Source organism: Adlercreutzia shanghongiae (genome assembly GCF_035830635.1).
Taxonomy (GTDB): domain Bacteria; phylum Actinomycetota; class Coriobacteriia; order Coriobacteriales; family Eggerthellaceae; genus Adlercreutzia; species Adlercreutzia shanghongiae.
Map to the genome: position 1 here is coordinate 173,372 of NZ_JAYMFI010000003.1, position 26,541 is coordinate 199,912.

General features: G+C 60.8%; 17 protein-coding genes and 2 tRNA genes. 11 read left to right on the forward strand and 8 right to left on the reverse strand.

The features are described from left to right. Window positions 1-45: 45 nt before the first annotated feature. The 3 genes from VJ923_RS02775 (at window position 46) to VJ923_RS02785 (ending at window position 4,314) form a co-directional block, all read left to right on the forward strand. Complete coding sequence (locus VJ923_RS02775; protein ID WP_326438302.1) at window positions 46-681, forward strand: J domain-containing protein; 636 nt, start codon at window positions 46-48, stop codon at window positions 679-681. Window positions 682-843: 162 nt separating this feature from the next. Continuing rightward, on the forward strand, window positions 844-2,658 hold the full coding sequence (gene typA, locus VJ923_RS02780) for a translational GTPase TypA (RefSeq protein WP_326438304.1): 1,815 nt from the start codon (window positions 844-846) through the stop codon (window positions 2,656-2,658). 315 nt (window positions 2,659-2,973) lie between these two features. Further along, on the forward strand, window positions 2,974-4,314 hold the full coding sequence (locus VJ923_RS02785) for a peptidylprolyl isomerase (protein ID WP_326438306.1): 1,341 nt from the start codon (window positions 2,974-2,976) through the stop codon (window positions 4,312-4,314). An 809-nt stretch (window positions 4,315-5,123) separates the two neighbouring features. Here VJ923_RS02785 and VJ923_RS02790 read toward each other — a convergent pair. Both VJ923_RS02790 and VJ923_RS02795 read right to left on the reverse strand, forming a co-directional pair. Continuing rightward, a tRNA-Ser gene (locus tag VJ923_RS02790) sits at window positions 5,124-5,216 on the reverse strand. Window positions 5,217-5,325: 109 nt separating this feature from the next. Further along, window positions 5,326-5,417: transfer RNA gene (locus VJ923_RS02795), tRNA-Ser, on the reverse strand. 223 nt (window positions 5,418-5,640) lie between these two features. Between VJ923_RS02795 and VJ923_RS02800 the strand changes: the two genes are divergently transcribed. Beyond that, window positions 5,641-6,435 (forward strand): amidohydrolase family protein, encoded by a 795-nt coding sequence (locus VJ923_RS02800; protein ID WP_326438308.1) that lies wholly within the window; start codon window positions 5,641-5,643, stop codon window positions 6,433-6,435. A 99-nt stretch (window positions 6,436-6,534) separates the two neighbouring features. On the opposite strand, the gene VJ923_RS02805 is transcribed toward VJ923_RS02800, so the two are convergent. The 3 genes from VJ923_RS02805 to VJ923_RS02815 all read right to left on the reverse strand — a co-directional run bounded on the left by VJ923_RS02805 (window position 6,535) and on the right by VJ923_RS02815 (window position 11,167). Further along, a complete protein-coding gene (locus tag VJ923_RS02805; RefSeq protein ID WP_326438690.1) occupies window positions 6,535-8,238 on the reverse strand; it encodes an FAD-dependent oxidoreductase in 1,704 nt (567 codons plus the stop codon). 142 nt (window positions 8,239-8,380) lie between these two features. Further along, window positions 8,381-9,463 carry a helix-turn-helix transcriptional regulator gene (locus tag VJ923_RS02810; protein ID WP_326438310.1) on the reverse strand — a complete coding sequence of 361 codons (1,083 nt, stop codon included), beginning with the start codon at window positions 9,461-9,463 and terminating at the stop codon, window positions 8,381-8,383. Window positions 9,464-9,856: 393 nt separating this feature from the next. Continuing rightward, window positions 9,857-11,167, reverse strand: coding sequence for a hemolysin family protein (locus VJ923_RS02815; RefSeq protein WP_326438312.1), 1,311 nt, complete (start codon window positions 11,165-11,167; stop codon window positions 9,857-9,859). 333 nt (window positions 11,168-11,500) lie between these two features. Between VJ923_RS02815 and VJ923_RS02820 the strand changes: the two genes are divergently transcribed. Further along, a complete protein-coding gene (locus VJ923_RS02820) occupies window positions 11,501-13,459 on the forward strand; it encodes an MDR family MFS transporter (RefSeq protein WP_326438314.1) in 1,959 nt (652 codons plus the stop codon). Between the two features lie 202 nt (window positions 13,460-13,661). Beyond that, a complete protein-coding gene (locus VJ923_RS02825; protein WP_326438316.1) occupies window positions 13,662-14,603 on the forward strand; it encodes a serine O-acetyltransferase in 942 nt (313 codons plus the stop codon). A 116-nt stretch (window positions 14,604-14,719) separates the two neighbouring features. Here VJ923_RS02825 and VJ923_RS02830 read toward each other — a convergent pair whose 3' ends face one another. After that, on the reverse strand, window positions 14,720-16,126 hold the full coding sequence (locus VJ923_RS02830; protein ID WP_326438318.1) for a Sapep family Mn(2+)-dependent dipeptidase: 1,407 nt from the start codon (window positions 16,124-16,126) through the stop codon (window positions 14,720-14,722). A gap of 205 nt (window positions 16,127-16,331) precedes the next feature. Between VJ923_RS02830 and VJ923_RS02835 the strand changes: the two genes are divergently transcribed. Beyond that, window positions 16,332-17,648 carry a dicarboxylate/amino acid:cation symporter gene (locus tag VJ923_RS02835; RefSeq protein ID WP_326438320.1) on the forward strand — a complete coding sequence of 439 codons (1,317 nt, stop codon included), beginning with the start codon at window positions 16,332-16,334 and terminating at the stop codon, window positions 17,646-17,648. Window positions 17,649-17,680: 32 nt separating this feature from the next. Beyond that, window positions 17,681-18,256: a TetR/AcrR family transcriptional regulator gene (locus tag VJ923_RS02840; protein ID WP_326438322.1), complete on the forward strand. Its 576-nt coding sequence runs from the start codon at window positions 17,681-17,683 to the stop codon at window positions 18,254-18,256. Between the two features lie 60 nt (window positions 18,257-18,316). On the opposite strand, the gene VJ923_RS02845 is transcribed toward VJ923_RS02840, so the two are convergent. Continuing rightward, on the reverse strand, window positions 18,317-19,915 hold the full coding sequence (locus VJ923_RS02845) for an FAD-dependent oxidoreductase (protein ID WP_326438324.1): 1,599 nt from the start codon (window positions 19,913-19,915) through the stop codon (window positions 18,317-18,319). 280 nt (window positions 19,916-20,195) lie between these two features. Here VJ923_RS02845 and VJ923_RS02850 point away from each other — a divergent pair, with 280 nt between their 5' ends. Then, window positions 20,196-20,909, forward strand: coding sequence for a LytR/AlgR family response regulator transcription factor (locus VJ923_RS02850; protein ID WP_326438326.1), 714 nt, complete (start codon window positions 20,196-20,198; stop codon window positions 20,907-20,909). Here VJ923_RS02850 and VJ923_RS02855 read toward each other — a convergent pair. Next, window positions 20,904-21,194 (reverse strand): hypothetical protein, encoded by a 291-nt coding sequence (locus tag VJ923_RS02855; protein ID WP_326438328.1) that lies wholly within the window; start codon window positions 21,192-21,194, stop codon window positions 20,904-20,906. The genes VJ923_RS02850 and VJ923_RS02855 overlap by 6 nt on opposite strands. A gap of 135 nt (window positions 21,195-21,329) precedes the next feature. Between VJ923_RS02855 and VJ923_RS02860 the strand changes: the two genes are divergently transcribed. Together VJ923_RS02860 and VJ923_RS02865 are read left to right on the forward strand one after the other, a co-directional pair. Continuing rightward, entirely contained in the window at window positions 21,330-23,240 is a 1,911-nt protein-coding gene (locus VJ923_RS02860) for a glucose-6-phosphate isomerase (protein WP_326438330.1), read from the forward strand. Window positions 23,241-23,653: 413 nt separating this feature from the next. Beyond that, the gene (locus VJ923_RS02865) at window positions 23,654-26,230 is read left to right on the forward strand and encodes a carbamoyltransferase HypF (protein WP_326438332.1); all 2,577 of its coding nucleotides are present in this window, start codon (window positions 23,654-23,656) and stop codon (window positions 26,228-26,230) included. Window positions 26,231-26,541: the final 311 nt, after the last annotated feature.

A 26,541-nucleotide genomic window follows, 5' to 3' on the forward strand; every position in this document is an offset into this window, starting at 1 on the left:
TGCAAACAAACCGCGTTTTCCTGCAAATCATGCTAGGATTCTCGCATGAACAGAACAGAAGCCTTACATATACTCGGTCTGGACGACGGCGCCACGGCCGACGACATCAAAATCGCCTACCGCGAAACAGTGCAGATTTTGCACCCCGATAAGTTCGCGGGCAACGAGAAGCTGCAGAGCCGCGCCACCGAGCAGTTCAAGCGCCTGCAAGAGGCTTACGACTTGCTGTCCGCAAGCACCGGCGGCAGGGGCGGCCGCAGTGCGCGGCGCGGCTCGGGTTCCGGTTCGGCCTCGGCCTCGGGCAGCGCCGGCGACCGCGCGGCCCGCTCTTGGACCGAAGTGGAAGACGACGTGGAAGTGGAGTACCTCACCGAGGCCGAGATCAAGGCGCGTCTCGCCGGCATCGCCGCCGCCCGCGCCCAGCTCGTGGCCCAGCGCGATACCGTGTCCGACGAGCGGCGCAACGGCTTGGCCATGGCAGCTATCGGCGCCATCGCCACGCTGCTCACCATCCGTCGTCCCTTCGGCATCCTCGGCATGATTGCCGCCGTGGCCGGAACCGCCACGGTGTGGGGCATCATCCAGTTCTTGGGCGCCCAGCGCAACCTGAACACCCTGAACGACCACCTGGCGAAGCTTACCGAAGAGCGTCGCGAGTACGAGGCGTTGCTCGACGAGTAACGGCGGAGCGCATCAAGGGAGCGAAGCCTTTGCTTTATACCCGCTCAGGCAGCCCTGCCGCCCGTCCCCAACGAAAAACCAACGCGCTCGCTTACTCGAACCTGCCAACAACCAGGCAAGCGTTATAATCTCTGCGCCCAAAAACGATTTGAAAGAAGATTCATGAAGCAAGAGAACATCCGTAACGTTGCGATTATCGCCCACGTCGACCACGGTAAGACCACGCTCGTCGACCGTCTGCTGTGGGCCTCTCACGTGTTCCGCGAGAACCAGCAGGTGGAAGAGCGCGTGCTCGACTCCAACGATCAGGAGCGAGAGCGCGGCATCACCATCCTTTCCAAGAACATCTCCATTACCTACAAGGACGTGAAGATCAACGTCATCGACACCCCTGGCCATGCCGACTTCGGCGGCGAGGTGGAGCGCGTGCTGAACATGGCCGACGGCGCCCTGCTCATTGTGGACGCCTACGAGGGCCCCAAGCCCCAGACCCGCTTCGTGCTGTCCCATGCTCTCGAGCGCGGCCTGCGCATCGTGGTGGTCGTGAACAAGATCGACCGCCCGAACGCCGATCCGGAAGGGGCGGTGGACAAGGTGTTCGACCTCATGGTTGAGCTCGGCGCCACTGATGAGCAGCTCGATTTCCCCGTGGTGTACGCCTCGGCTGTAAACGGCTACGCCCGCATGAGCCCCGATGACGACAACATGGACATGGTGCCTCTGCTGGACACCATCATCTCTGAGATTCCCGCTCCCGAAGTGGACATCGACGGCCCGGTGGCTCTGCAGATTTGCACCGTTGACCACTCCAGCTACGAAGGTCGCATCGGCGTGGGTCGCCTGTCCTCCGGCACGCTGCACGAGAAGGAGCAGGTGCTCGTGGTGAAGCCTGACGGGGCCGAGCGCCGCGCGCAGATTCGCAAGGTGTACACCTTTGAGAACCTGGGCAAGCAGGAAGTAACCGCCGCCGACGCCGGCGACATTGTGGCCGTCATCGGCATCGAAGACGCCGACATCGGCGACATCATCACCGACCCGGAGAACCCCATCCGCGAGATGGCCCCCATCGCCGTAGAAGAGCCCACCATGGCCGTTGTGTTCGAGGCGTCCACCAGCCCGCTTGTGGGTCGCGAGGGCGACATCGTCGGCGGCCGCCAGCTGAAAGAGCGCCTGCTGCGCGAGAAGGAGAGCAACATCTCCATGCGCATCAACGAGCTGGAAGACAAGTCCGGCATCGAGGTGGCTGGCCGCGGCGTGCTGCATCTGTCCGTGCTTATGGAAACCATGCGCCGCGAGGGCTTCGAGTTCCAGGTGGGCCGCCCCCAGGTGGTGTACAAGACCGCCGAGGATGGCAGCAAGCTGGAGCCCATCGAGGAAGCCACGGTGGACGTGCCCAACGAGTATGCGGGCAAGGCCATCGAGGTCATGGGCACCGCCGGCGGCATCATGGAGGACATGGCCTCCGACGAGACCATGACGCACCTCACCTTCAGCATCCCGTCCCGCGGCACCATGGGCCTGAAGACGCGCATCCTGAATGCCACCCACGGAGAGGCCATGCTGTTCCACCACTTCAAGGAGTACGGCCCCTACACCGGCGAGATGGCCGGCCGTAAGAACGGCGGCATGATCGCCATGTCCACGGGCAAGGCCGTGGCCTACGCGCTGGACACCCTGCAGGAGCGCGGCCGTCTGTTCGTGGCGCCGGGCGATGACTGCTACGAGGGCATGATCGTCGGCGAGTCCGCCAAGGAAGGCGACATGGTGGTGAACGTCGAGAAGACGAAGAACCTGGGCAACCAGCGCTCCAGCTCCGCCGATAAGGCCATCCAGCTGACGCCGCCCATCACCTTCACGCTGGAAGAGGCCCTGGAGTACATCGAAGACGACGAGCTGGTTGAAGTCACCCCCCAGTCTGTGCGCCTGCGCAAGCGCCTCCTTTCGGCGGTCGACCGCAAGAAGGCCAAGAAGAACTAGCCGCGGCGCTTCAGCCATCACCCAACCCGCAAGGGGTTCATCTTCATCCACAGGGGGCGACTTCGGTCGCCCCTTTTTTGGTTCATGGAAACGAGCGAGGGAATTATTCATAAGTTGAGCAGCTTCCTTAGCTTTGACGTGGTGTTTCTCTCAAACGCTCATCAACGTACCGTGAATCAAAAGTGGTCAAATTGTGCGGCGGTTGTTACCGTGCCGTCATGCGTGGGACAATGCATTCCGAAATCATCGGGGACTGTCTCGAAACGCAGATCTGAACCGAAGCTCGACACCCCGTCACTCATGAGAAAGGTACTTATGAAGAAGCTGTCTCTTGCGAAATCGCTCGCTTCCTTCAGCTTGGCTGCCGTTTGCGCTTTGGGCGTTGTCGGCTGCTCCGAGGGAAGCTCCGAAAGCGACGCCCCTACCTACACGGGTGGGGTTGCGGCCACGGTTAACGGTGTGGAAATTCCCGAGGACAAAGTCACCCAGGCCATCGAGGACATCCGTGCGCAGATGGGCCTCACTGACGAGCAGTCCTGGGGCGAGTGGCTTGCCGAGAACGACTACACCCCCGAGACCGTTCGCGAGGAGATTCTCAACTCCTATGTAGACCAGGAGCTTGTAAAGCAGGGCACCGAGGCTGCCGGCATCACGGCCGATGCGGCTGAGGTCGACCAGTACGTCGAGACCATGCGCGGCCATTACGATTCCGATGCCGCTTGGGCCGAGGCCCTGGAGGCCGTGGGTCTAACTGAGGACGAGTACCGCGAGAATATCGAGTTGTCGCTTGTGTCCCAGCAGCTGCAGGAGCAGGTTGGCGCCGATGCCGCCGAGCCCACCGACGAAGAGGTGCTCGAGGCCGCTCAAACCTACGTGAGCTCTTACGACGGCGCGAAGAAGTCCTCCCATATTCTGTTCGAAGCTTCCGACGAGGCTCAGGCTCAGGAAGTGCTCGATAAGATCAACGCTGGCGAGCTCGATTTCGCCACCGCCGCCGAGTCCTACTCCAAGGACACTGGCTCTGCTGCCGATGGCGGCAACGTGGGCTGGGACCGTCTGTCGAATCTCGTGACCGAGTACACCACGGCTCTCGGCGAGCTGAACAAGGGTGATGTGAGTGGCCTGGTGACCAGCACTTACGGTATCCATATCATCCAGTGCACCGATGTGTTCGAGGCTCCCGAAGAGCTGACGAGCCTCGACCAGCTGCCGGCTGAGTTCCAGGATTCTATCCGCGCAACGCTGGTATCTTCCAATCAGTCCAACGCTTACTACAGCTGGCTGGAGGAGCAGCGCGAGGCCGCTGACATCCAGATTAACGACATGCCCGAGGGTCTGCCCTACTACGTCGATATGGCGAACTTCGCCAAGGACGATGCTGAGGGCGAGGTTACCGCTGAGGGCGACAACGTGATCTACGACGCCGAGGGCAACCCCATCGGCGAGGTCACCCCGTCTGCGGGCGACGGTGCCGAGGGCGAGAGTGTCGAGGGTGTCGATGCCGAACCGGTGGCCGAGGGCGTCGATGAAGGTGCCGAAGGTGCCGAGGGCGAAGCTGCCGACGCGGCCGGCGAAGCCGAGGATGCCGTGGAAGGCGAGGGTGCCGAGGGCGCCAGCGATGAGAGCACGCAGCCTGCCGAAGGCGCCGCCGAGTAAAGTACTAAGCCGCGAGGGACCCCTTGCGAGTGAAGAGAGAAGAAGCGCCCGCACTTTCCTGCGGGCGCTTCCGCATTTTTGCGGCCAGATCCTGTCGCGAGTTCTCGCATTTCTGCAGCTTGAGCCCGTTGCGTTTTCCCGCATTCCTGCGGCCGGGCCTCGCTGCGCGCTTCTGCCTTTCTGGGGTTTGACCCTGTCGCGCGCTTCCGCATTTCTGCGGCCTGACTCCGTCGCGCGCTCCCGCATCGTGTCCGTGGCCAGGTCTGCAACGCGAGTTCTCGTATTTTCATGAAGCCGCTGCAACGGGCGCGTCCGCGGCAGCGGCAATCCGGCAAGCCGAACAATTCAGGCCAAAAAAGCGGGATATGGACGCCAAAGAGCGGCCAAAATTCCCCTGAATCGTAAGCTCGTTTGCAAACCACCAGTTCAGCGCCTTGATCGTATAACCCGGACAAGGGATTACTCGAAGACAACCGTCCATATCCCGTTTATTTGGCAAGTTTTTGAACGATTTGACAGATAGTGCCGAAATGGGCACCCTCGTTGCTGTTTTGTCGCCAATCTTGGCGCCTGCGTTGCCGCTTTGTCGCCAATCCTGGTCACCTGCGTTGCTGTTCTGGCACCGACCCTGGTCACCTGCGTCTGATTCTTAAGCCAAAGCCCCGGCACTCGCGAGATTCTCGGTCACGACGACCGCGCCCAGGGCCTTTCCTTTTTGAATTTATCTGAGGTTACTCGAGGCCAAGGATGAAAGCTCCGACCACTTATCGACCACGTAGTTAGCTGTATGCTATTTGACCAGGTAAAACTGGCGGAGGAGGAGGGATTCGAACCCTCGTCACCGGGAGCACCGGTGAAACGGTTTTCGAGACCGCCGCATTCAACCACTCTGCCACCCCTCCGCAGGGGCGATGCGCCGCACGGGCGCTCATTTACCGGCAAAGAGCCGGCGTGCGACACCACGAACGGGCGCCATATCAAAGCGAGCCTTAACGGCTCGCGGGGTTAGTCTGGCGGAGAGATGGGGATTCGAACCCCAGATACCCTTTTGGGGCATACACGATTTCCAATCGTGCTCCTTCGGCCAGCTCGGACATCTCTCCGCATAGCGTCTGCTTCACCGAAGTGAAGCGTTTTAGAAGTATAGCGCAGCCCCGCCGCGGCCTCAAGAGGTTTTTTCGTGTGGCAGCGATTGCTTGCCGAAGATTCTAACGGAGATTCTAACGGATTCCGACGCCAGCTACCCGCTCGACGGCGTTTATCCGTTTTCCGCCAGCGCTCGCTCACGTACAATAGGCAAAAACACGCACGTCAGAAGGAACTGCTATGCCCGTCATTGACGCCCATTCTCATATCTATCCCGACAAAATCGCCTGCAAGGCCTCTTCGGCCGTGGGGGAGTTCTACGGGGTTGACATGAACGCCAAGAATGCCTCGGCAAGCGCGCTGCTGGCGGCGTGCGAGGGCTCGCCCATCACCCACCATCTCGTGCATTCCGTGGCCACGCGCCTCGACCAGGTGGCGACCATCAACGACTTCATCGCCGAGCAATGTCGCCTTCACCCGAACTTCATCGGCTTTGCCACCATGCATCACGATTTCGAAGATATGGAAGGCGAGATCGATCGCGTCATGGCGCTGGGACTCAAGGGAGTGAAGATTCACCCAGACACGCAGAAGGTAAACCTCGACGACCCACGGCTCATGGGCCTTTATGAGATCATTGCAGGTCGGCTTCCCATCGTCATTCACACGGGCGATTACCGTTACGATTACTCGCATCCGCGTCGCCTGAAGCGCATCCTGCGCACGTTCCCGAATCTGGTGGTAGATGCCGCCCACTTCGGCGGTTGGTCGTTGTTCGATTATGCCCTCGAGTATTTGGAAGACGAGAACTGCTACGTGGACACCTCAAGCGCCCTGGAATTCTTAGGTCCGCGCCGCACCGTAGAACTTGCCCGCGCCTACGGCATCGAGCGCATCATGTTCGGCAGCGACTTCCCCATGTGGAGCCCCGTCAACGAATACAACATGCTTTCCGCCATGCCTTTCACTGAAGACGAATTCGAAGCCATCACCTGGCACAATGTCGAACGATTCATTGGCCAAGAGATCAAGTAGTTGCTACTCAACTTAGAACAACGCAAGGGTCCCGACGCGCGCTACGGGGGAGGGAGTTGCGCGTCGGGACTCGAGCTATCGCAATGGAGTATGTATCACCTAGGCTTGCTCGGACAAATACTTACCGGTCAGATAGCCGTAAGTGAGAGCAGCAGCATGGCTGGCGCCGGATAAGGTGAAGGGATAGTCCTCCACGAAGCGTCCGCCTTGCACGTTGCCAACGGCAAACAGGCCGGGAATGGGCTCCGAATCGTCGTTGAGCACGCGAGCGTTGTCGTCGGTTACGAGGCCGCCCATGGTAACGAGCAATCGCATGCAGCTCACATCTTCCACCGACGTGTGCTTGAGCATATCGTAGGTGATCGCGTAGAAGGGAGGATCGACCACGGGGAACATCTTCTCTGCTGCCTTGCCGAAATCCTCATCGACTCCTTTTTCGCACAGCTCGTTGTAGCGCGCGACCGCTGCGGTTAAATTCTGGGTGGCATCTGCGCTGAGTTCCAGCTGAGAGGCGAGCTCTTCGAGTGAATCGGCTTGAGCTGAAAAACCCTCGCCGTCGCCATAGCTGCGGATATTTTCCATGACCATCTCGAGCATCGGGTACTGCTCGGGCCAGTGGCTGTCTATGATTTGGAAAACCTTGCTGCCTGGTTGGTTCTGCATGACCTTAGCGATATTGGTCATGCTGAGGTCTTCGTTGGTGAAGCGCTCGCCGTGCTCGTTGACCTGCAGGAAGAACTCCTGGCCGAACTGGAGAATATGAGCCATTACCGCATGGGGTCCCACGTCCAGGTGGCCGCCGACGTTCATGCCCATCTGCTGGCCGTCGCCGGTATCGGCGGGGTTGCCGTCGTGATCCGTCACCTCGTATGAGAACAGGAATTTGTCCTGGTTCTTCAGAATCCACGGAGCATACTGCCCCAGCATTTTCTCGTTGTGGGAATAGCCGCCCGTGGCGAGCACCACGCCCTTGGAGACACGATAGCGCGTGTAGCCCTCGCCCTCATCATTGCGGCAGATCACGGCGGTTATCTGGCCGTCAGCAGCCTCGAGCTTCACGGCTGGCGAATAGAATTGCACCTGCGCGTTGCCGGTGGCCACGGCTGCATCGACATTGGCCTGCAGAACGGGCGTATGGGTCTCGTCTCCTCCGCTGATGCAGCAGCATCCGGCAAAGAGGCGCTCGTGGTCGATGCCGAAGCGATAGATGCCGCTCGTGAGCGTATCGGCGCAGACGAACAACTGACTAGGATCTTCGGGAAGCTCGTCTTCCATGCCGAGCCACAGGAGTCCGTCGTATGCGGAGGTGTACCACTCGAAAGCCTCTCCGCAGTTCTTCAGCCACTTCGTGGTTATGCGATAGTCTGCGCGATGCGACATTTGCGTCATGAGCTCGTTAGCCACCTCGGTGGGGCTGATGTCCTCGATTCCGATGGAGCGCGTCTTCTCGGTGCCGAAGGCGGCGAACATGTTCGAGCGAGCACTGGGCTTGCTGCCCTTCTCGACGCCGACTACCTTGAGTCCTCCTTCAGCGGCAGAACGCAGGGCTCCTACCCCCGCCACGCCCAGGCCAACCACGCACACGTCGCAATCAACCGTCTCGATAATCTTGTCCTCGGGGATGTCGGTTTCCACCAGGGTGCCAGTGTCAGCGAGGGCGGTATTCTCGTCATCGAGATTATCCGACGGCTGCTTCGGGGCGCAACCGACGAGGCCGGTGCCGGCGGCCGAGGCGCCTGCCAGGCCGAGTGCTGCTAAAAAGCTTCGACGGCTGATTGATCCCTTCTTCCCAAACTCCTTCATCGTCACGGTACCCTCCTTTTGTCGTATATCAGGACGGCACCTATATCACCGCATTCGGAAGTCGCGCAAAACAGGAGAAACGTATGAAATACAAGAAAAAGCACCCTATACGAAAAGTACGACAATCATCTGACCAGGTGGTTTATTCCTTCGAGGTCGTTTCAACGAGTGAGATAAGCTCTTGGCGCGAATGGACGCCGCATTTGGTGTAGATGTGCTGCAGGTGAGATTTCACCGTGCTCTCGCTGATTACGAGCTTCTCTGCAATGTAGGGGGCGCTTCGTCCGACGATATAGAGATTGAACACATCGCGTTCGCGAGCAGTCAGGCCCATGCTGTCGCTGAATGATTCAAGGGGACGACCCGAGAGCGAGGTGAGCTTCGCGCCGCCGCTTGCGGACAACAGCAGCGACATGGTTCGATCCTCCAGAATCCAAATGGATGCCACGACGAGAAGAAGGGCCATGAAGAGCATGGCGACCCTGCTTGCGATGTGGGGTCCGAAAAAAGCGGAAGCCAGCAGGGGGAGGGACCCTAAAGTCCCCACACACCAGGCAGTGGCTAAGATTCTCACACGAGTACCAGGATACAGCCGCCCCAGGAGCAATCCCATGTAGAGGGCGCCGCATTCCAAAAGAGAGTATGCGATGCCGGCCAACACGTAGGCAAGGTAGGTGAGAGTCGATGAGAACAGCACTAAGATAAGAGCGGCCAGCGAAAGGGTCGCAACTACTTTCGTCCATACCGACAGATTGAAGTCTCGCCCGCGGTTAAAGAGCCAGAGCACGAGTGCGAGCGATATGGCGGTAATGATGAAGGGGAACATCTCGCCTTCTGCCTGCTGCAGGAAGACCGAGTACTGCAAGGATCCTACCACCAGTCCGATAACAAAAAAGCTGCAGAGGATTTTCGCCAACGAAGATGGCTCGAGGGTAAAAGACCGCTCGGCCTCCGATGAGGAAGGCGCGGGGCGCTGGATGAGGCAAAGTGCCACCGCAGAGGCTGCCACGCTCATGCCGGCGAGGGCTTGGCACCATGACGCAGGCAGAAGCGAGGGAAGAATCGTCGCCGCCGATGCGAGCACCTCGACCTCTATCATCAGTTCGACAATGCCGATATCGCGCTGGGCGCAGACTGCCGCCAGCCAGCAGAAGAGAAGAACGGTTCCCCCGGCAGACATGAGGATGAGTCCGAAAATGGAGAGGGGCTCTCCTGTGCCTTGCACGGCCAAGCCCATTAGGCAGCACGAGGCGCTTGCTATGGCGAGGGGAACACTCGCAAGCGCGCGTCTCCCTCGGCTGCCCGCGATGATCAAAGCACAAGAAACGAGGGAGGCGACGGCTACGTCTACAATGGTCGCCGGCACGCTGCCTTGTCCCAGGGGAAGATACAAGGAAATCTCGCAGGGCGCCTCAAATGACTGGGCCGCCAGAAGGGCGGAGATGCCCGCCACAGCTATCAGGAGATTTCTGCCGAGCCACCGCCCGTGATGGCGCTGCAACGGTATGTCCTTTCTTGTTGTGGCCCTCGATCATACGGAGACATTATACATGGGGCCGTCGCTCGGTCGAAGGGCGGCCCGAAGACCGCCCGGATACGAAGCTCTCGGGGCCGCCCGCTACTCCTCGTCGGGGCGGTCGATGGCCATGCAGATGCGGTCGATGCGCAAGCGGTCCATGGCCAGCACGGTGAAGGTCACCTTGGTGCCGCGGTTCTCGAGCACCGCCACGTCGCCTTCCTTGGGAATACGGTCGAACAGCGACAGCAACAGGCCGCCGGCGGTTTCCACGTCATCGGCCTCTTCGGGCTCGAAGTCGAGCAGCTCGGTGAGGTCGTCGATGGCCAGGGTGCCGTTAATCTGGTAGGTGCCGTCGGGCAGCTCTTCAATGTCGTCGTCGGTGTCGTGAACGTACTCGTCATCGATGCGGCCGACAATCTGCTCCATGATGTCACTCATGGTGACGATGCCCGCTGTGCCGCCGTGCTCGTCCACGACGACGCACATTTCGGTGCGGCCCTCCTGCATGGCCTGCAGAAGCTTCGCGATGGGCGCCCCTTCGGGAACCGGCGGCAGCTCGCGAATCTTCCAATCGCTCATAGGGGCGTCTTGGGGCACATCCACCAAATCCTTGGTGTGCACGAAGCCGACGATGCGGTCTTTCGAGCCGTTGCACACCGGGTAGCGCGTGTACTTGTACTGGCGCACCACTTCCCAATTCTCCTCCAGCGTGTCTTCCAAATCGAGGCAGATGACGTCGGTGCGCGGGGTCATGATGCCCTCGGCGTCCTTGTCGCCCAGATCGAAGATGTTGTCCACGAACTCGTTCTGCTCCGGGTCGATGAGGCCGCTTTCCGTAGACTCGTCAATAAGCAGTTTGATTTCTTCGCCGGTGTACACCTCGTGCTCATCGGCCGGGTCATGGCCGAACAGGCGCATAACGCCGTTGGTAATGCCGTTGAAGATGACCATGACCGGGTAGGTGATGCGGTAGAACACGCGCAGGGGCCCAGCGGTATGCAGGGCGTACTTCTCGGTGGCGAAGATGGCGAAGGACTTTGGGATAAGCTCGCCGACCACCACGTGCAGGGTGGTAACGATGAAGAAGCCCACGGCCACGCAGATGGGGTACACGGCGGATTCGGGGAAGCCCCAGGCTAGAAGCGGCGCTTCCAAAATGGCCGACACGGCCGGCTCGCCCAGCCAGCCGATGGCCAGCGAGGCCAGGGTGATACCCAGCTGACAGGCGGAAAGGTAGGCGTTGATGTGCGTGGTCACGTCGCGGGCGGCCTCGGCGCCGCGGCGCTTCTCGGCCACGGCCATATCAATCTGGCTCTTGCGCACGCGCACCAGAGCGAACTCGGCGATAACGAAGAACGCGTTCATCAGCAGGAAGAACACGACCAACAGCAGGCAAACGGCGGTTTGCATAGCGGTAAACACCCCTTCGCGAAGCAATCAAGGTTGCTTCGTCTCGTTGAAAATATGTGAGTCATATCCTAGGGGATTTTCAGCCCGCGCCCCTACAGGTAGCGAAACTGCCATCATATTATTACGAGGAGCGGCGGTGTTGTGGTGGCCCGCCGCCGCGTTGGTCGTTCATGGCGGCAAGCCGCCGCCGTTCCTACGTGTTGCCGACGGTTTGGCCGATATACGGGCCTTCTTTCAAGCGATGGTGGTAGAGTAAGCCAGTTTCCATCAAGCATACAACGAGCGAGCCGGCTCGAAGGGAGAAGAGCCGGCCAGGCGAATGAGGTGTTGCGCATGAAATTGACCCGCAAGCAATGGATGATGCTGACCGTGCTGGTGTTCGGCGCGTTCGTGACGGTGCTGAACCAGACGCTGGTGACCCCGGCGTTGCCGTCCATCATGGAGGAGATGTCGGTCGACCAGTCCACGGCCCAGTGGCTTACCACGGGCTTCACGCTGGTGAACGCCATCATGATTCCCATCACGGCGTTTCTGCAGGACCGGTTCTCCACGCGGCGTTTGTTCGTGTTCTCCATGGGCATGTTCGCCTTGGGCACGCTGCTCGCGGCCGTGGGCCTGAACTTCCCCGTGCTGCTGGGCGGCCGTCTCGTGCAGGCGGCGGGCGCCGGCATCCTCATGCCGGTGACCATGACGGTGCTCATGCTGGTGTTCCCCGTCGACCGTCGCGGCTCGGCCATGGGCATCTTCGGCCTCGTTATCGCCTTCGCGCCGGCCATTGGCCCCACGGTGGCGGGCTTCGTCATCGACCAGGCCGACTGGCACATCCTGTTCTATATCATCTTCGGACTGACGCTCGTCATCATCGCGGCGTCGCTGTTCCTCGTGGACGACAAGGCGCCCGCGAACAAGGGCGACTCGGTGCTCGATCCGCTGTCCCTGGTGCTGTCCACCCTGGGCTTCGGTCTCATGCTCTACGGCTTCTCGGCCTTGGGCTCGGCGGGCTTCACCCTGGTGCCGCTGCTCACCACCGCCGTGGGCATCGTGGGCGTGGTGTGGTTCTTCGTTCGTCAGACGCGCCTGCCGCACCCCATGCTGCGGGTCGACGTGCTGAAGAACCGCCGCTTCCTCGTGGGCACCATCATCGGCATGCTCGTGCAGGGCGCCCTGCTGGCCGCCGGCATCCTCATGCCCATCTACATCCAGTCGCTGCACGGGCTGTCGGCCACGGTGTCGGGCCTGGTGCTCATGCCCGGCGCCATCCTCATGGGCGTGATGAACCCCATCGCCGGTAAGTGGTTCGACCGCCACGGCCCGCGCCGCATGGCCATCGTGGGCATGGCCCTGCTGACGCTGACCACCTTCGCCTTCGCGCTGCTGAACACCGCGACGAGCATCGTGTACATCACCGTGGTGTACACCGTCCGCATGTTCTCCATGACGCTGGTGAACATGCCCATCACCACCTGGGGCATGAACGCGCTGGACAACAAGGTGATGAACCACGGCACCTCGGTGAACAACACCCTGCGTCAGGTGGCGGGCTCGCTGGGCACCGCTATCATCATCGCCGTGAGCACCCAGGTGCAGAGCATCGCCTCGCCGGGCCTGGGCGTCACCGAGGGCACCATGCTCGGCATCAACGCCGCCTTCCTCGTGTGCACGGCGCTGTGCCTGATCGGCCTGGTCATGACCATCGCGCTCGTGAAGGACAAGCCCGGCGAGGAGGCCGCGGTGGACGAGGGGAACACCCGCAAGTCGCTGCTGACGTCCATCATGAAGACCGACGTGTACTCGCTTGGCCAGGACGCCACCGTGGAAGAGGCCATGCGCCTGTTCGTGGAGAAGAACATCTCGGCGGCGCCCATCGTGGACGAGGCGGGCGAGCCGGTGGGCTTCATTTCCGATGGCGACATCCTGAAGCGGCTAAGCCCCCGCAGCAACTCGTTCACCGACCCGGTGGTGCTCATCAACCGCACGGTCATGGACGACGAGGATTATGCCGAGAAGCTGGCGAAGGTCATGCAGATGCGCGCCAGCGAAATTGGCGCGCCCAGCCCCATCTGCGTGAGCGTGCACGCCGATCTAACCAACGTGTGCCGTGTGCTGGCCGAGAACCATCTGAAGAAGGTGCCGGTGCTGGAGGACGGCCACATCGTGGGCGTCATCAACCGCAGCGACATCACGCAGTACTCTATGGCCGCGTACTTGTCCGACCATCCCGACCGCGCCGTCTACTGCGGCCCCGGCCCCGCTGGACAAGAGGAATGCATAGAAGAAAGCAGTCCAAAATAATTCTAAAAAGCCAGAGAAGCGCCTAGGGAAGTCAGCGAGGCGCCGACCTGAAAAAGTAAGCAGCCCTGGCGAACGAGGCATCCGGGCTGCTTGCTGTCCTTAATAGTAGCCGTTGCTCCCTTCGAAAGCCTCGGCGCGGGCGAGGTGTGGCCGAACTGCTACACTATGCAAAACACGGAAGGGCTTCGGAAAGGGAGGCGCCATGTTCGGAGACAATCTGGAACGCATCGTCGCGGCTATCGAGAAGAACTACGAGGCCGACGAGATCTTCTTCACGAAGCCGGGCCGGCGCTTCCCCAGCCGCACGGCCATTAAGGGAATCATCACCGAGCTGCGCCGCGTCATGTTCCCCGGCTATTTCGGCCCGGAGATGCTGTCGGCATCCACGAGCCCCAGCTATTTCATCGGGCAGACCCTCATCGATATCGAATCGGTGCTGCGCCAGCAGCTCATCTTGGCGCTCACTTACACCTCCGACGAGCGCGACGACCTCATCGGCAGCGGCAACCACCTGTGCGGCGGCTGCACCTCCGACAGCATCTGCCAGCAGACGGCCGACATTTGCACCAAGTTCTTCGACGCCCTGCCGGGCATCCAGCGCACGCTGCTCACCGACGTGCAGGCGCTCTACGATGGCGACCCGGCCGCCGGCTCCAAGGAGGAGGTCATCTTCACCTACCCGGGCCTGTACGCCATCTACGTGTACCGCATCGCGCACGTGCTCTACGAGCTGGGCGTGCCCATCATCCCGCGCGTGATGACCGAAATCGCCCATTCGTCCACCGGCATCGACATCGGCGCCGGCGCGACCATCGGCGACTACTTCTTCATCGACCACGGCACGGGCGTGGTAATCGGCGAGACCACCATCATCGGCGAGCACGTGAAGCTGTACCAGGGTGTTACCTTAGGCGCGCTTTCCACCCGCGGCGGCCAGCGCCTGGCCGGCGTGAAGCGCCACCCCACCATCGAGGACAACGTCACCATCTACTCGAACGCCTCGGTACTCGGCGGCGAGACGGTCATCGGCGAGGGTTCGGTTATCGCGGGCTCCACCTTCGTCACGTTCTCGGTGCCGCCCCACTCGCGCGTCTCCGTGAAGGAGCAGGAAATTCGCGTGCGCCAACCCGGCGAGCGCGACTAGGTTCGCACGGACATTTAAGCGGCATTGCCGAAGCGGCCACCCTGAAGGGTGGCCGCTTCGTGTTCAGGAAGATGTCTGCCGAGCCGCCCGGCGGCCGTGCGGCCGCCGCGTCTCTTCTACAGGTCCAGCTGCATGAGCTCGTACAGAGCCAGCACGTAAATGCGGAACGAGGTCTTCAGCAGCTCCTCGGAAACGCCCTCGTCGGGACCGTGCTCGCCGCCGACCCAGTCGGGGTTCTCGATCCAGGGCATGTTCACGCCGAACGACGCTCCCTTGGAGAACTCGCGGGCATAGGTGCCGCCGCCGATAGTGAAGGGCTTGTGCTCGGTGTCGCCGGTAACGTACTGGAAGGCATCCTGTAGCACTTGAATTTCCTTGTCGTCGGGCTTCACCAGGAAAGGCACCATGAGCAGGGTGTTCTCGAAGGTGCCGCCAATGGCGTCGGTGAGCTTGGTCATGGCCGCGGTGATCTCGTCGGCCGTGATAGAGGTAGGCCAGCGGCTGTCCATGGTCTGTACCAGGCGCCCCTCCACGATGTGGATGGTGCCGCCCACCACGGTCAGCGGCCCGAAGTACTCGTCGGCGCTGGCGATGCCCACGCCCGAGCCGTCAGTGTAGCTGACGAGCTTCTGGTCCAACTCGAGGAACTCGCGCTCCTGCTCGTTGCACAGGCCGTTCTCAAGCAGATAGTCCACGATGAGCTTGATGGCGGAGATGCCTCGCTCGGGCCAGGCCGCATGGGCGTTCACGCCCTCGGCCGTGATGCGGATCAGGCCGTCGCCCGCATCGGCGATGGTCAAACGTTCGGCCGGCGGCAGCTTGGAGGCATCACCGCGCACGAGGGCCGTGGCCCTGCCGGGCACCGCGTTGGTGGCTCCGCCGCCGTCGAACTCAAGAATGACCGGGTCGATGATGGCCGGGCTGGTAATGCACCCGTCGTAGCCGCCCTTCTCGCCGTAGCAGACAGGGAAGTCGGCGTCGGGGGTGAAGATGAAGGCCGGGTCGGCGTAGTGCTCGCGATAGTACACCACATCGGCCATGGAGGTTTCCTCGTTGGCCCCGAAGATGAAGCGGATGGTGTAGGGGCGCGGCACATCCATGCCGGCCAGGCACTTTGCGGCATGCAGTGCGGTCACGGAAGGCCCCTTGTCATCGAGGCAGCCGCGGCCCATGAGAAAGCCGTCTTTGCGCGTGACGGCGAAGGGCTCGAAGGACCAGCCGGGGCCAGCGGGCACCACGTCCACGTGTCCGATGATGCCGAGCTGGGTGTCGGTCTCGCCCGCAAGGTCGGCGAATCCGACATGGCCGTCGCAGTTCGTGGCGGCAAAGCCGTGGCTCTCGGCAATTTCCAGCGCCTTGGCCAGCGCCTTGGCAGGGCCGGGGCCGTAAGGCTCGCCCAGACCAGCAGCTGCCAAATCCTCGATGCTGGGAATTTCTACAAGCTTGGCAATGTCGGCCACGACATCGTCCCAATGCTCGTCAAGGTAGGCGTCCGCCGCCGCGATGATGTCTTCGCGATTCATGGTGTGTCCTTTCGACAAAGGCTCCTGCAGAGCACAGGAAATCTCTCCTCTTTCCAGCAAGACTCATTATGGGGACAATACGAGAAAATCGGCTCTTCATCAAGTGCTTTGTTGCGCGGCTGTAAGCGATGGCGGCCCTTCCCATTTTCTTACCTTCCCGCTTATAATGGCTCCACGTAATTTTTCAGGGAAAGGACGAGCCGCCATGAGCGATGCCTCCACAACTGCATCGACGGATATCACGCCTGCCGAAGAGCCTCAAAAACCCAAACCCTGGTTCAAGCGCCTCTCGCTGACCACCTGGATTTTCATCGCGCTCATTTTGGGCGTGCTGGCCGGTGTGGCGCTGCAGGGCGCGCCGGACATTGCCGACACCTACATCAAGCCCTTCGGTACCATTTTCTTGAATCTCATCAAGATGATCGTCGTGCCTCTGGTGCTGTTCTCCATCATCGCCGGCGTGGTTTCGCTGGACGACGTGAAGAAGGTGGGCGCCATCGGCGGCAAGACGGTGCTGTTCTACTTGGCCACCACGGCCTGCGCCGTCACGCTCGGCCTCATTTTCGCGAATGTGATGAACGTGGGCGCGGGCTACACCATGCCCTCCGACGAACTTTCCTACGAGGCCACCGAGCCCCCCTCGCTCATCGACACCATTGTGAACATGTTCCCGTCGAACTTCTTCCAGCCCATGGCCGATGCCACGATGCTGCAGGTCATCGTTATCGCCGTGGTCTTCGGCTTCGGCATGATTGCTGCGGGCAAGAAGGCCAAGCCGGTCATTGATATCTGTAACGCCCTGTCCGATGTGTGCATCGCCATCATGCGCGGCATCATTTTGGTGGCCCCCTTTGGCGTGTTCGGCCTCATTTGCCCGGTTATCGCCAACAACGGCATCGATGTGCTGCGCCCGCTTCTGTGGCTTATCGTGGTGGCTTACGTGGCCATGATCGTGCAGATTATCGTGGTGTACTCGGGCATCATCAAAATTTTCGCCCGCATGAACCCGTTGAAGTTCCTCAAGGGCGAGATGCCGGTTATGGGCTTCGCCTTCGCGTCGGCCTCTTCAGTGGGCACCCTGCCCATCAATATGGAATGCACTGAGAAAATGGGCGTGTCGAAGGAGGTCACGTCCTTCGTGCTGCCGCTCGGTGCCACCATCAACATGGACGGCACGGCCATCTACCAGGGCGTGTGCGCTATCTTCATCGCCCAGGTGTTCGGCATCGATTTGTCGGTCGGCCAACAGCTGACCATCGTCATGACCGCGGTGCTCGCCTCTATCGGCACTGCCGGTGTGCCGGGAAGCGGCATGATTATGCTTGCCATGGTGCTGCAGTCCGTGGGCTTGCCTGTGGAGGGCGTGGCTCTCGTAGCCGGCGTGGACCGCATTCTGGACATGATGCGCACCACCGTGAACGTTACCGGCGACGCCGCCGTGGCTACCTGCGTCGATGCCATGCAGAAGCGCGCCGCTGCCCGCAAGGCCAAGAAGACCGAGAAGCAGGTTAAAGCCGCATAGCCGTCACGTTGACAGGGGGAGTGGATTGTCGGGTGGACTCTAAGAAAATAATTGCCGATGCCTTCAGGGAGCTTGCAAGGTCAACGCCGATAGATAAGATCTCCGTTGCGGCTATCTCCCGGGAGGCGGGGCTGAGCCGGCAGGTGTTCTACTCGTATTTTATCGACAAATTCGATTTGTCGATAAGAATCTACGAGGTTGAGTTTGCCCCCATTGCCCAAAAGCATCGTGATGGCGTGATGACCTGGAATGAATCGGGAATCGAGCATTTGAACATCTATGCGCGTGACCCTGATTACTACCGCAATGTGCTTTCGTCGTTCGATCCCGCGGGCTTGCGAAGCCATTTGACGAAGCGCATGCGTGATGAGTTCAAGTACAAATGCGAGCGGCGCGGAGCAGTGTTTGACAACGAAGAGATGGACTATGCTCTGAGAGCCGTGGTGGGAACCATAAATGAGTTAACCTATGCGTGGATAAATCGTGGGTGTCCCGAGCCTCCTGAGGAGCTTGTTCGGCGTTTTGACTTGTGCCGGCCATTTATTCTCGCACCGTATCTCGAAGATACAGATTCGACGACCGCTCAAGATATAGCTCGCGACAGGTAAACTTAAGCTATGAGCGATGGGCCGAAGAGGGAGGGACTTCGGCCCATCGAAGGAGGGGGGCTAAGCGCGAGCGAGAATTTCTCCGGCTACATAGCCGTGGGCGATTGCGAGCGAATTGGTCGCGCCGTGAAGCGTGTTCTGATAACAGCTGCCGAAACGATAGCCTACCGTATTGCCAGCGGCATACAGTCCCGGAATGGGATTAAAGTCGGCATCAAGAACCTCAAGCTGGTTGCTGCAACGAACTCCCGACGTAGTGCAGAAGAAGTTGTACTGAGCCTTCCAGGCCTGGTAGGGAGGATCGTCGATGGGGTCAAGATAGCGCGGCGCCTTCAGGTACTCACTGTCGCTGCCAGAAGTGCAGAGCTCGTTGTAGTGCGCAACGGTGTCCGCGAGATTCTTGGGATCTACTCCAATCTTCTCCGCGAGTTCCTCAATGGTGTTGGCCTCGACATGCTCGGTATCAAAGCCGCCCTGCATGTCGACGTTTTCGATGGTCATGCCAAACACGTTGGGCATGTCGAAGTCGTTGCTGGGAAGAATCTGCCAGGTGTAGTTGCTGAAATGCGGCTGGCAGGTGACCGAATGCGTGGCGACAAGGCCCGGAATGCATTCGTTCATGAAGCGTTGACCGTTGGCGTTTACCTGCAGATACGGGAACATGATGTACCCGCGGTTTTGCCACGCCTGATAGCTGCAGACCTCTTCCATCTTAGCACCGACCCAGCAGAGCATTCGATGACCGAGACCGTCGTCGAGGATTTCGGTGGGAGCCTCGTCCATATAGGAGGCATAGGCATTGTTGTTGATGGCGAACTCGGCGAAATCGCTGGGATAGAACTCCCGCATCATGGCCTCGTTGGCTCCGAACGAGCCTGTGCACATCACAACGCCTTTACTGGCATGGTAGTACACCTTCTCGTTGCCCTTGCTGGCGATGACGCCAGTCACACGTCCGGTTTCGTCCTGAACGAGCTTTTCGGCGCGGACGTTATAATCGATGACGCCGCCGTTGTCCGGAATCCATTTGTGCATGTTTTCCAAAAAGCGAGTGAGCTTGTCGCTCTGGTTCTCAAGACGAATGCCCGAGCTGTTGTACTGAGTGATTTCCACCGAGGGATCGGGGTAGAAGTTCTCCATGGACTCGGCCTCGTAGAACTGACCATAGGGGTCAAGCACGTGCTCCCTCAGGTCATCAAAAATCTCTCCGGAGCGCTCGGCCCAGATGGCCCAAAGTCCCATGTCTGCACGCATCTGAGTATCGCGGAGAACATCATTGCAGATTGAGACTTTGTTGTACTCGGGGATGCCGCACTCGCGCTGATACTTGGAGTTCAAGAATGCCGCAAGTTGCCCGCCGACGTGGCAAGCGTTGTTGCGCTCAAGTACCGTTACCTGAGCGCCATTGCGCATGGCGCCATAGGCGGTCATGCAGCCCGCGAGGGCGGAGCCGACGACAAGCACCTCTGTCTCAACTGTTGAAGAGCAGTCGTCGACGGTGTAATCGGGAGGCGTTCCCAGCCAATCTGCGGCAGTCGTCTCGCCCGTCTTGCCCAGCGGCTCCTTCTCGCCCGGTGCGCAACCGGCCAAGCTGACAGCAGCGGCAGCGCCGCCAAATACAGCGGCCCCTTTCAGGAAATTCCTACGACTCAGTTCCATCCTTTTCCTCCTTCTGTGGAACGACCATGCTGCTACCCTCGCAAAAAGGAACAGGGCGTTCAATTGACACTTCCGAAGAGCTGTCAAAAAATGGACAGCTGAAAAGAACTGACAAGAGAAGAGCGTAGAAGAATCTACGAGATACGTTGTCTGCTTGCTGAAACTCGATGCCGTCATCTGAAATTAACCCGTGGTTTCCTCATGGTCGGGCATGACGGGCCGTCAGCTGTGCTATAGAATACGTTGAAAGTAATCCGAGGTTCATAATTTGGAGGACGACGTGCTTAACGCAATCATCGTTGACGACGAGGCTCCCGCTCGTTCCGAACTGCGCTTCCTTCTGGACGAAGTTGGCGGAGTTGAAGTGACGGCCGAAGCGGCCAACGTGCGCGAGGCTATCGAGAAACTGAAGGAATACCCCTGCGACGTCATGTTCATGGATGTGAACATGCCCGAGGCCACCGGCCTGCAGTTGGCCGAAGCCCTGCAGCATCTGAAGTTCCCGCCGGCGGTGGTGTTTGTGACCGCCTACAGCGAGCACGCCCTGGACGCCTTCAAGGTTAACGCCATCGATTACCTGGTTAAGCCCGTGGAGACCGAGCGTTTGGCCCAGGCCATTGCCCGCGTGCGCGAGCAGGTGGCCCTGCACCTGCAGGCCCACAAGTCCGAGCGCATTCCCGTGGAAAAGGGCGGCAAGAAGATTCTCATCGGTATCGATAAGATCCGCTTCGTCATGGCCCGCGACGACTACGCCTACCTGCAGACCGACACTGACCGCTACTTCTCTACGGTGAGCCTGGCTCAGCTGGAGAAGCGTCTCGACGGTCACGGATTCTTCCGCGTCCATCGCGGTTATCTGGTGAACCTGTCTATGGTGGAAGAGATCGAATCGGTCTCGGGTGGCACCCTGCTGCTCACGCTGAACGGCGTGGAGGAGAAGATTCCCGTGTCCCGCCGCCGCGTGTCTTCGCTGAAGAAGGCGCTGAACCTATAGCGGAAGCTTGCCAGCTAAGCATGCTTGAGGAAAGGCACCGTGCGGTGCCTTTCTTACTTTCGGGCAAAGGGAGTCGAAAACTGGCCAAAAAACCGCGTTTTGGACTTTTGTAATTCGAGAACGAGCGCGACAGTTTAAATAAAATATAATATAACTAATGTTAAACGATTGTTTAGAAAAAATGACGACTTGATTCAGCAGAGAAAAAAGTCCAAAACACCGCTTTTTGCCCAGTTTCTCGCAGATTTGCGGCTTGGCGGTAGCGGCAAGCTCCTCTTCGTTCACAGAACCGCCATAGGGTTACCGGGTTCCCTGTTCACAGGAGGCGGCTTTGGTAAAATGTTTCGAACAAGTTACGGACGCCCTTTTACGGGGCGTTCCCGTTTTAGGCTGGCAGTATCCACCGAGAAAAGGAAGCCTATGCTTTCCGTTGACATCGAAAAGCTCTACCCTGCGGCGAAGACGCTGGTGAAGGCCCGCGCCGCCAGCCGCATTCACGCCAAAGACGCTACTCTCTATGACTTCTCCGAGGAGGCCCAGGCCTGTGCCGAGCAGTTCATGGGCTGGGCCGATTTGGCGAGCGCTCCGCAGTGCGATCTTGCGGCCATCCAGGCGTTTTCCGACGAGGTGGTGGAAGCCGGAATCGACACCATCCTGCTTATCGGCCAGGGCGGTTCCACCCAGGCGCCCATGACCATTACCAAGTACAACAAGCACGACTCCATCCGCGTGAAGTTCCGTACGCTTGATTCCGACTCGCCTGTGCGCGTGCGCGAGATGCTCACCATCTGCGACCCCCATCGCACGCTGGTGATTATTTCCTCGAAGAGCGGCGGCACCATTGAGCCGCGCATGCTGCTCGAGGCCGTGCGCGCGGCTTTCGAGAAGGAGCTGGGCGACCATGTGGTGAAGCATCTCGTGGCCATCACCGACCCGGGCAGCGATTTGGACACGCAGGCCCGCGAAGAGGGCTGGCGCGCGGTGTTCTCCGGCGAGCCCACGGTGGGCGGGCGCTTCTCGGCGCTTTCGGTGTTCGGCCTGGTGCCGGCCGCGCTGGCGGGCATCGATATGGAAGCCTTCATGGCCCATGCCCGTGAGGCTGAAGAGGCCTGCTCCGAGGACGCCATCGACAACCCCGCCATCAATCTGGCGGCGTTCCTTTACGACAACTACCTGAAGGGGCGCAACAAGTTCTCGTTCCTCACGCCCAAGCGCGGTCGCGTGCTGGGCCTGTGGATTGAGCAGCTGGTGGCCGAGTCCCTGGGCAAAAACGGCGAGGGCATTCTGCCGAACATCGAAATTGACTCGCTGCTGCTTACCGAAGACCCGGGCGACCGGTCCATCATCATGTACCAGACTCAGACCGACCTGTGGGACGAGCGCCGCAACTTCGAGATGAGCCTCGCCTACATCGACCCCGCCATTCCGCGCCTGAATTACCGCATCGACACCGTGGAAGAACTGGCCGAGCACTTCGTCATGTGGGAATACGCCATCGCCATGTGCGGCTATCTCATGCAGGTGAGTCCCTTCGACCAGCCCGATGTCGCCTCCGCGAAGGCCGAGGTGCTCGGTATCCTGGAGAACGGCCAGCCCGAGCCCGGATTCACCGAGGTGTTCACCCATGAGGTGGACATGGGCCGCGTGGAGGTGTCCTTCGCCCCCATGTTCGAGGGCTGTGAGGACCTGCACGAGACGCTGTACGCGCTTCTGTCCTCCATTCAGCCCGGCGACTTCTTCGCGCTGAACGCGTTTCTGCCGTTCACGGGCGAGGGGCGCCGCGAGGCCATCGAGCAGATTCGCCACGGCGTGGCCGAGTCCTTCGGCTGCGTCTCCTGCCTGGAAGTGGGGCCGCGCTACCTGCATTCCACGGGCCAGCTGCAGAAGGGCGGTCCGAACATGGGCGTCTTCCTCATCCTGTCGGCCGACGAGCTGAAGGACATCCCCCTGCCCGAGGGCGCCGCCGCACCCAGCCTCGGCGAGCTGGCGAAGGCCCAGGCCGCCGGCGATTTGGTGACGCTTGCCAAACGGGGGCGCCGCTGCGTGCACCTGCACCTGCCGGACAACTCCGGCGTGACGCTGCGCCAGCTGGCCCAGGTGGTCGACGACGTGATTGCCGATATCGTGACCGATCGCGCCTTGGCCGAAGCTGCCGCCATTGCCGAGGACGAGGAGCTGGCCGAGGCAACTGTGGTCGTGGAAGCCGCCGACGCCAGCGAAACCGCCGTGGAAGCGGAGTTTGCCGACACGGCCCAGAATGCCGAGGCGGAAGCCGTGGAAGCGGCCGTTGTCGAAGGCGAGACCGCTGACGCTGAGCCGGCCGAGGCGTAGGGAGCAAGGCGAGAAGGCAAGGAGGTCTCCGTTGCCGAGGTGTGGGGAGCTTCAGCGACGCCCCTCGGCGTGACGATTCGGTCGCACCATCCCAGTTGAAAGCCGCGTTGTATTACACTACACTTGCGCGCACGGACGAGCGGACTGCTTCTTTCGTCGAAGGGAGCAGCTATGTACGTAAGCTGGATGGAACTCCTCACGTTTTGTTTGGTGATCGTGGCGGTGATTGAGCTGACGTCCCGCACGCGGCAGTAGCCGCATGGGGCGAGAAGCGAAAAGCCGCCCCCTAGCATAGAGGACGGCTCTTCAACACATTAAATAGGGTAATGTGAAGCAGTCGTGCCCGGTTGCAGCGGGCTTTCCGCTTGTCCGTAGTATATCGCGCAATGAGGCGCAAAGCAAGGGAGCTGCTCATGATCGATGCGGTCGATATTCATGTGAAGGGAATCGTGCAAGGGGTGGGATTTCGCCCCTTTGTTTATCGAATGGCGAAGAAGTACCTCATCAACGGCTGGGTGCTGAACGCAGCCGACGGGGTGTACATCCACGCCGAGGGCGAGAGCAAGCTTGTCGACGAGTTCATCATGGAGCTGTCGGATAACGCGCCGGCCGCCTCGAAGGTGGAGGAGATTGACATCAAGGAAGTGCCCCTGGAGGACTTCGACAGCTTCGAGATTCGCTTCTCCGACGACGATGCGGTTGAGGAGACCACCCTCGTCTCGCCCGACCTGGCCACGTGCCAGGATTGCGTGACGGAGTTGTTCAACCCGAACGACCGCCGTTACCGCTACCCGTTCATCAACTGCACGAACTGCGGCCCGCGCTTCACCATCATCGATCATTTGCCCTACGACCGTGCGGCAACCTCCATGGCGGCCTTCCCCATGTGCGAGCGCTGCGCCGCCGAGTACGCTGACCCGCTGGACCGGCGCTTCCACGCCCAGCCCGATGCCTGCTTCGAGTGCGGGCCCTCGGTGACCTGGCGTGTTGGCGCTGAGGGCGAAGAGCTTCTGGGCAAGACGCGCGAGGAATCCGATGCCATTTTCGCGGCGGCGGTGGAGATGCTCATGGCGGGAAAGATCCTGGCTGTGAAGGGATTGGGCGGCTTCCACTTGGTGTGCGACGCGAACAATGCCGCGGCGGTGGCCGAGCTGCGCCGTCGCAAACGCCGCGACGGGAAGGCGCTTGCGGTGATGGCCCAGGCTATGGGCGATGTGAGGGCGCTCTGCCATGCGAGCGAGGAAGAGGAGGCGGTGCTGACTGGCTCGGTGCGGCCCATCGTTCTGCTGCGCAAACGGGCTGATGGCGCTATCGGGGAAGGCGTGGCCGATGGCCTGTCGGAGCTAGGCGTGATGCTGCCCTACACGCCGGTGCAGCATTTGCTGATGCACGATTTTGCCGAGGCTTGGTATGCGGCTAACCCGCAGATAGCCGAGGCGGGTAATGAACCCGGGCGCTCGGTGCCGCTTCTGGTGATGACCTCGGGCAATGTGCATGACGAGCCCATTTGCATCGCCGATGAGGAGGCTCGCGAGAAGCTGTCCGACATTGCCGACGCCTTCCTGGGGAACAACCGCCCCATCCTCACCCGCTTCGACGACTCGGTGGTACGGCTTGTGCGCGTGGGGGAGACGCCCGATGGCGCACCTGAGCTGGCAGTGCAGTTCCTGCGTCGCGCTCGCGGCTATGCGCCGGTGCCCCTTTCCGTGGCCGCCACTGCCGTGGCCGCAGCCGAGAACGCGGCGGCGGAAGACGCGGAATCGGCGGCGGGTACGGTGGCCGAGGCGGCTGCAGAAAGCGAGGCGCAGCCGAAGGCCGGCGTTATCTTCGCGGCCGGTCCTGAGCAGAAAAATACCTTCACGTTGCTGCGTGGCACCGATGGCTTTGTGTCGCAGCACATTGGCGACGTAGAGAATGCCGACACCTACGATGCGTGGCTGGCCACCAAGGACCGTTTCGAGAGCTTGTTCGAGATGGAGCCCGCGGCCGTGGCCTGCGATTTGCATCCCGAGTATTTGACGAGCAAGTGGGCGCATCATCAGGCGCTGCCGGTGACCGAGGTGCAGCACCATCACGCGCATATCGTGTCGGTTATGGCCGAGCATGGTCTGGTGGATGCGGTTTGCGGCATCGCCTTCGACGGCACGGGCTACGGGGTCGATGGCGCTATCTGGGGTGGCGAGGTGCTGCTTTCGAATCGCCAGGCCTTCGAACGCTTCGCGAACTTCGCCTACGTGCCCATGCCGGGCGGCGCGGCGGCCATCAAGCATCCGCTGCGCATGGCCTACGGCGTGCTGTGGGCCTACGATTTGCTCGACCACCCGGCCGCCGAGACGGCGCTGGCGCCTTTGGGCGACGAGGCCGAGGTGTGCGACACCATGATTGAGCGTGGCTTGAACACGCCGATGACATCCTCGGTCGGGCGTCTGTTCGATGCAGCCAGCGCGCTGCTCGGCATTTGCACCGAGCCCAGCTACGAGGGCGAAGGCGCTATCCTGCTGGAAGCCGCTATGGAAGCGGCCGGCGCCGATGCGCCCGGGGCCGCAGCGGCGGAAGAAGCGGCCGGCGTGGCGGGCGAAGACGAGCTGGCCGCCCGCGAGCGCTATGCCATCACGGCCCAGAAGAACACGGCTACCGAGGCGAGCACCGCCGAGGACACCTCGGTCGTTCTGCTAGACGCCGAGGCCACGTTCCGCGCCTTGCTCGACGATGTGGAGGCGGGCGTGCCCGTATCCATTATCGCGCGTCGCTTCCACGACGCCATGGTGAGCGCCATTGTGATAGCGGCCGAACTGGTGCGGGCTTTGTACGGCATCAGCACGGTGGCTCTCTCCGGCGGTGTCTTCATGAATCGCTATATCGTGGAGCACGTCCTGCCCGCCTTGTCCGAAGCCGGCTTCACTGCCGCCATCAACCGCGACCTGCCGCCCAACGATGGCTGTATCTCTTTCGGCCAAGCCGTTGCGGCCTCCATCCGCGCTGGCGAGTAGAGGGTGCTTCTTCCCGTGCTGGCGCGGGAAGTACGCTTTTGCTCCAATTCGTAAAAGCACATTTTCCAAATTCTAACGGGCATCCTTGAGAGGAGCGTCGTCTCCTTTCATGAAAAAGTCCTGTTCAGAAGGGTGAGCGGGAAAATCTCAAAGAGATTCGCAGTGTAATGAGATGGAATAAGTGCTTTTTTGGCTCGCCGGATTTGGAAAATGTGCTTTTACGTTCAGCGGAATTGCCGGCGAATTGGAAATTGGCCAAAATATCACGATTTCCAAATTGGGCGGCCGTTCGCGAGGAAAGCCGGATCTGT

Coding starts and splice junctions, on each gene's coding strand:
- VJ923_RS02775 (WP_326438302.1), top strand. CDS start 46: ATGAACAGAACAGAAGCCTTACATATACTCGGTCTGGACGACGGCGCC.
- VJ923_RS02785 (WP_326438306.1), top strand. CDS start 2,974: ATGAAGAAGCTGTCTCTTGCGAAATCGCTCGCTTCCTTCAGCTTGGCT.
- VJ923_RS02865 (WP_326438332.1), top strand. CDS start 23,654: ATGATCGATGCGGTCGATATTCATGTGAAGGGAATCGTGCAAGGGGTG.
- VJ923_RS02845 (WP_326438324.1), bottom strand. CDS start 19,915: ATGGAACTGAGTCGTAGGAATTTCCTGAAAGGGGCCGCTGTATTTGGC.
- VJ923_RS02815 (WP_326438312.1), bottom strand. CDS start 11,167: ATGCAAACCGCCGTTTGCCTGCTGTTGGTCGTGTTCTTCCTGCTGATG.
- VJ923_RS02835 (WP_326438320.1), top strand. CDS start 16,332: ATGAGCGATGCCTCCACAACTGCATCGACGGATATCACGCCTGCCGAA.
- VJ923_RS02820 (WP_326438314.1), top strand. CDS start 11,501: ATGAAATTGACCCGCAAGCAATGGATGATGCTGACCGTGCTGGTGTTC.
- VJ923_RS02805 (WP_326438690.1), bottom strand. CDS start 8,238: ATGAAGGAGTTTGGGAAGAAGGGATCAATCAGCCGTCGAAGCTTTTTA.
- VJ923_RS02860 (WP_326438330.1), top strand. CDS start 21,330: ATGCTTTCCGTTGACATCGAAAAGCTCTACCCTGCGGCGAAGACGCTG.
- VJ923_RS02825 (WP_326438316.1), top strand. CDS start 13,662: ATGTTCGGAGACAATCTGGAACGCATCGTCGCGGCTATCGAGAAGAAC.
- VJ923_RS02830 (WP_326438318.1), bottom strand. CDS start 16,126: ATGAATCGCGAAGACATCATCGCGGCGGCGGACGCCTACCTTGACGAG.
- VJ923_RS02800 (WP_326438308.1), top strand. CDS start 5,641: ATGCCCGTCATTGACGCCCATTCTCATATCTATCCCGACAAAATCGCC.
- typA (WP_326438304.1), top strand. CDS start 844: ATGAAGCAAGAGAACATCCGTAACGTTGCGATTATCGCCCACGTCGAC.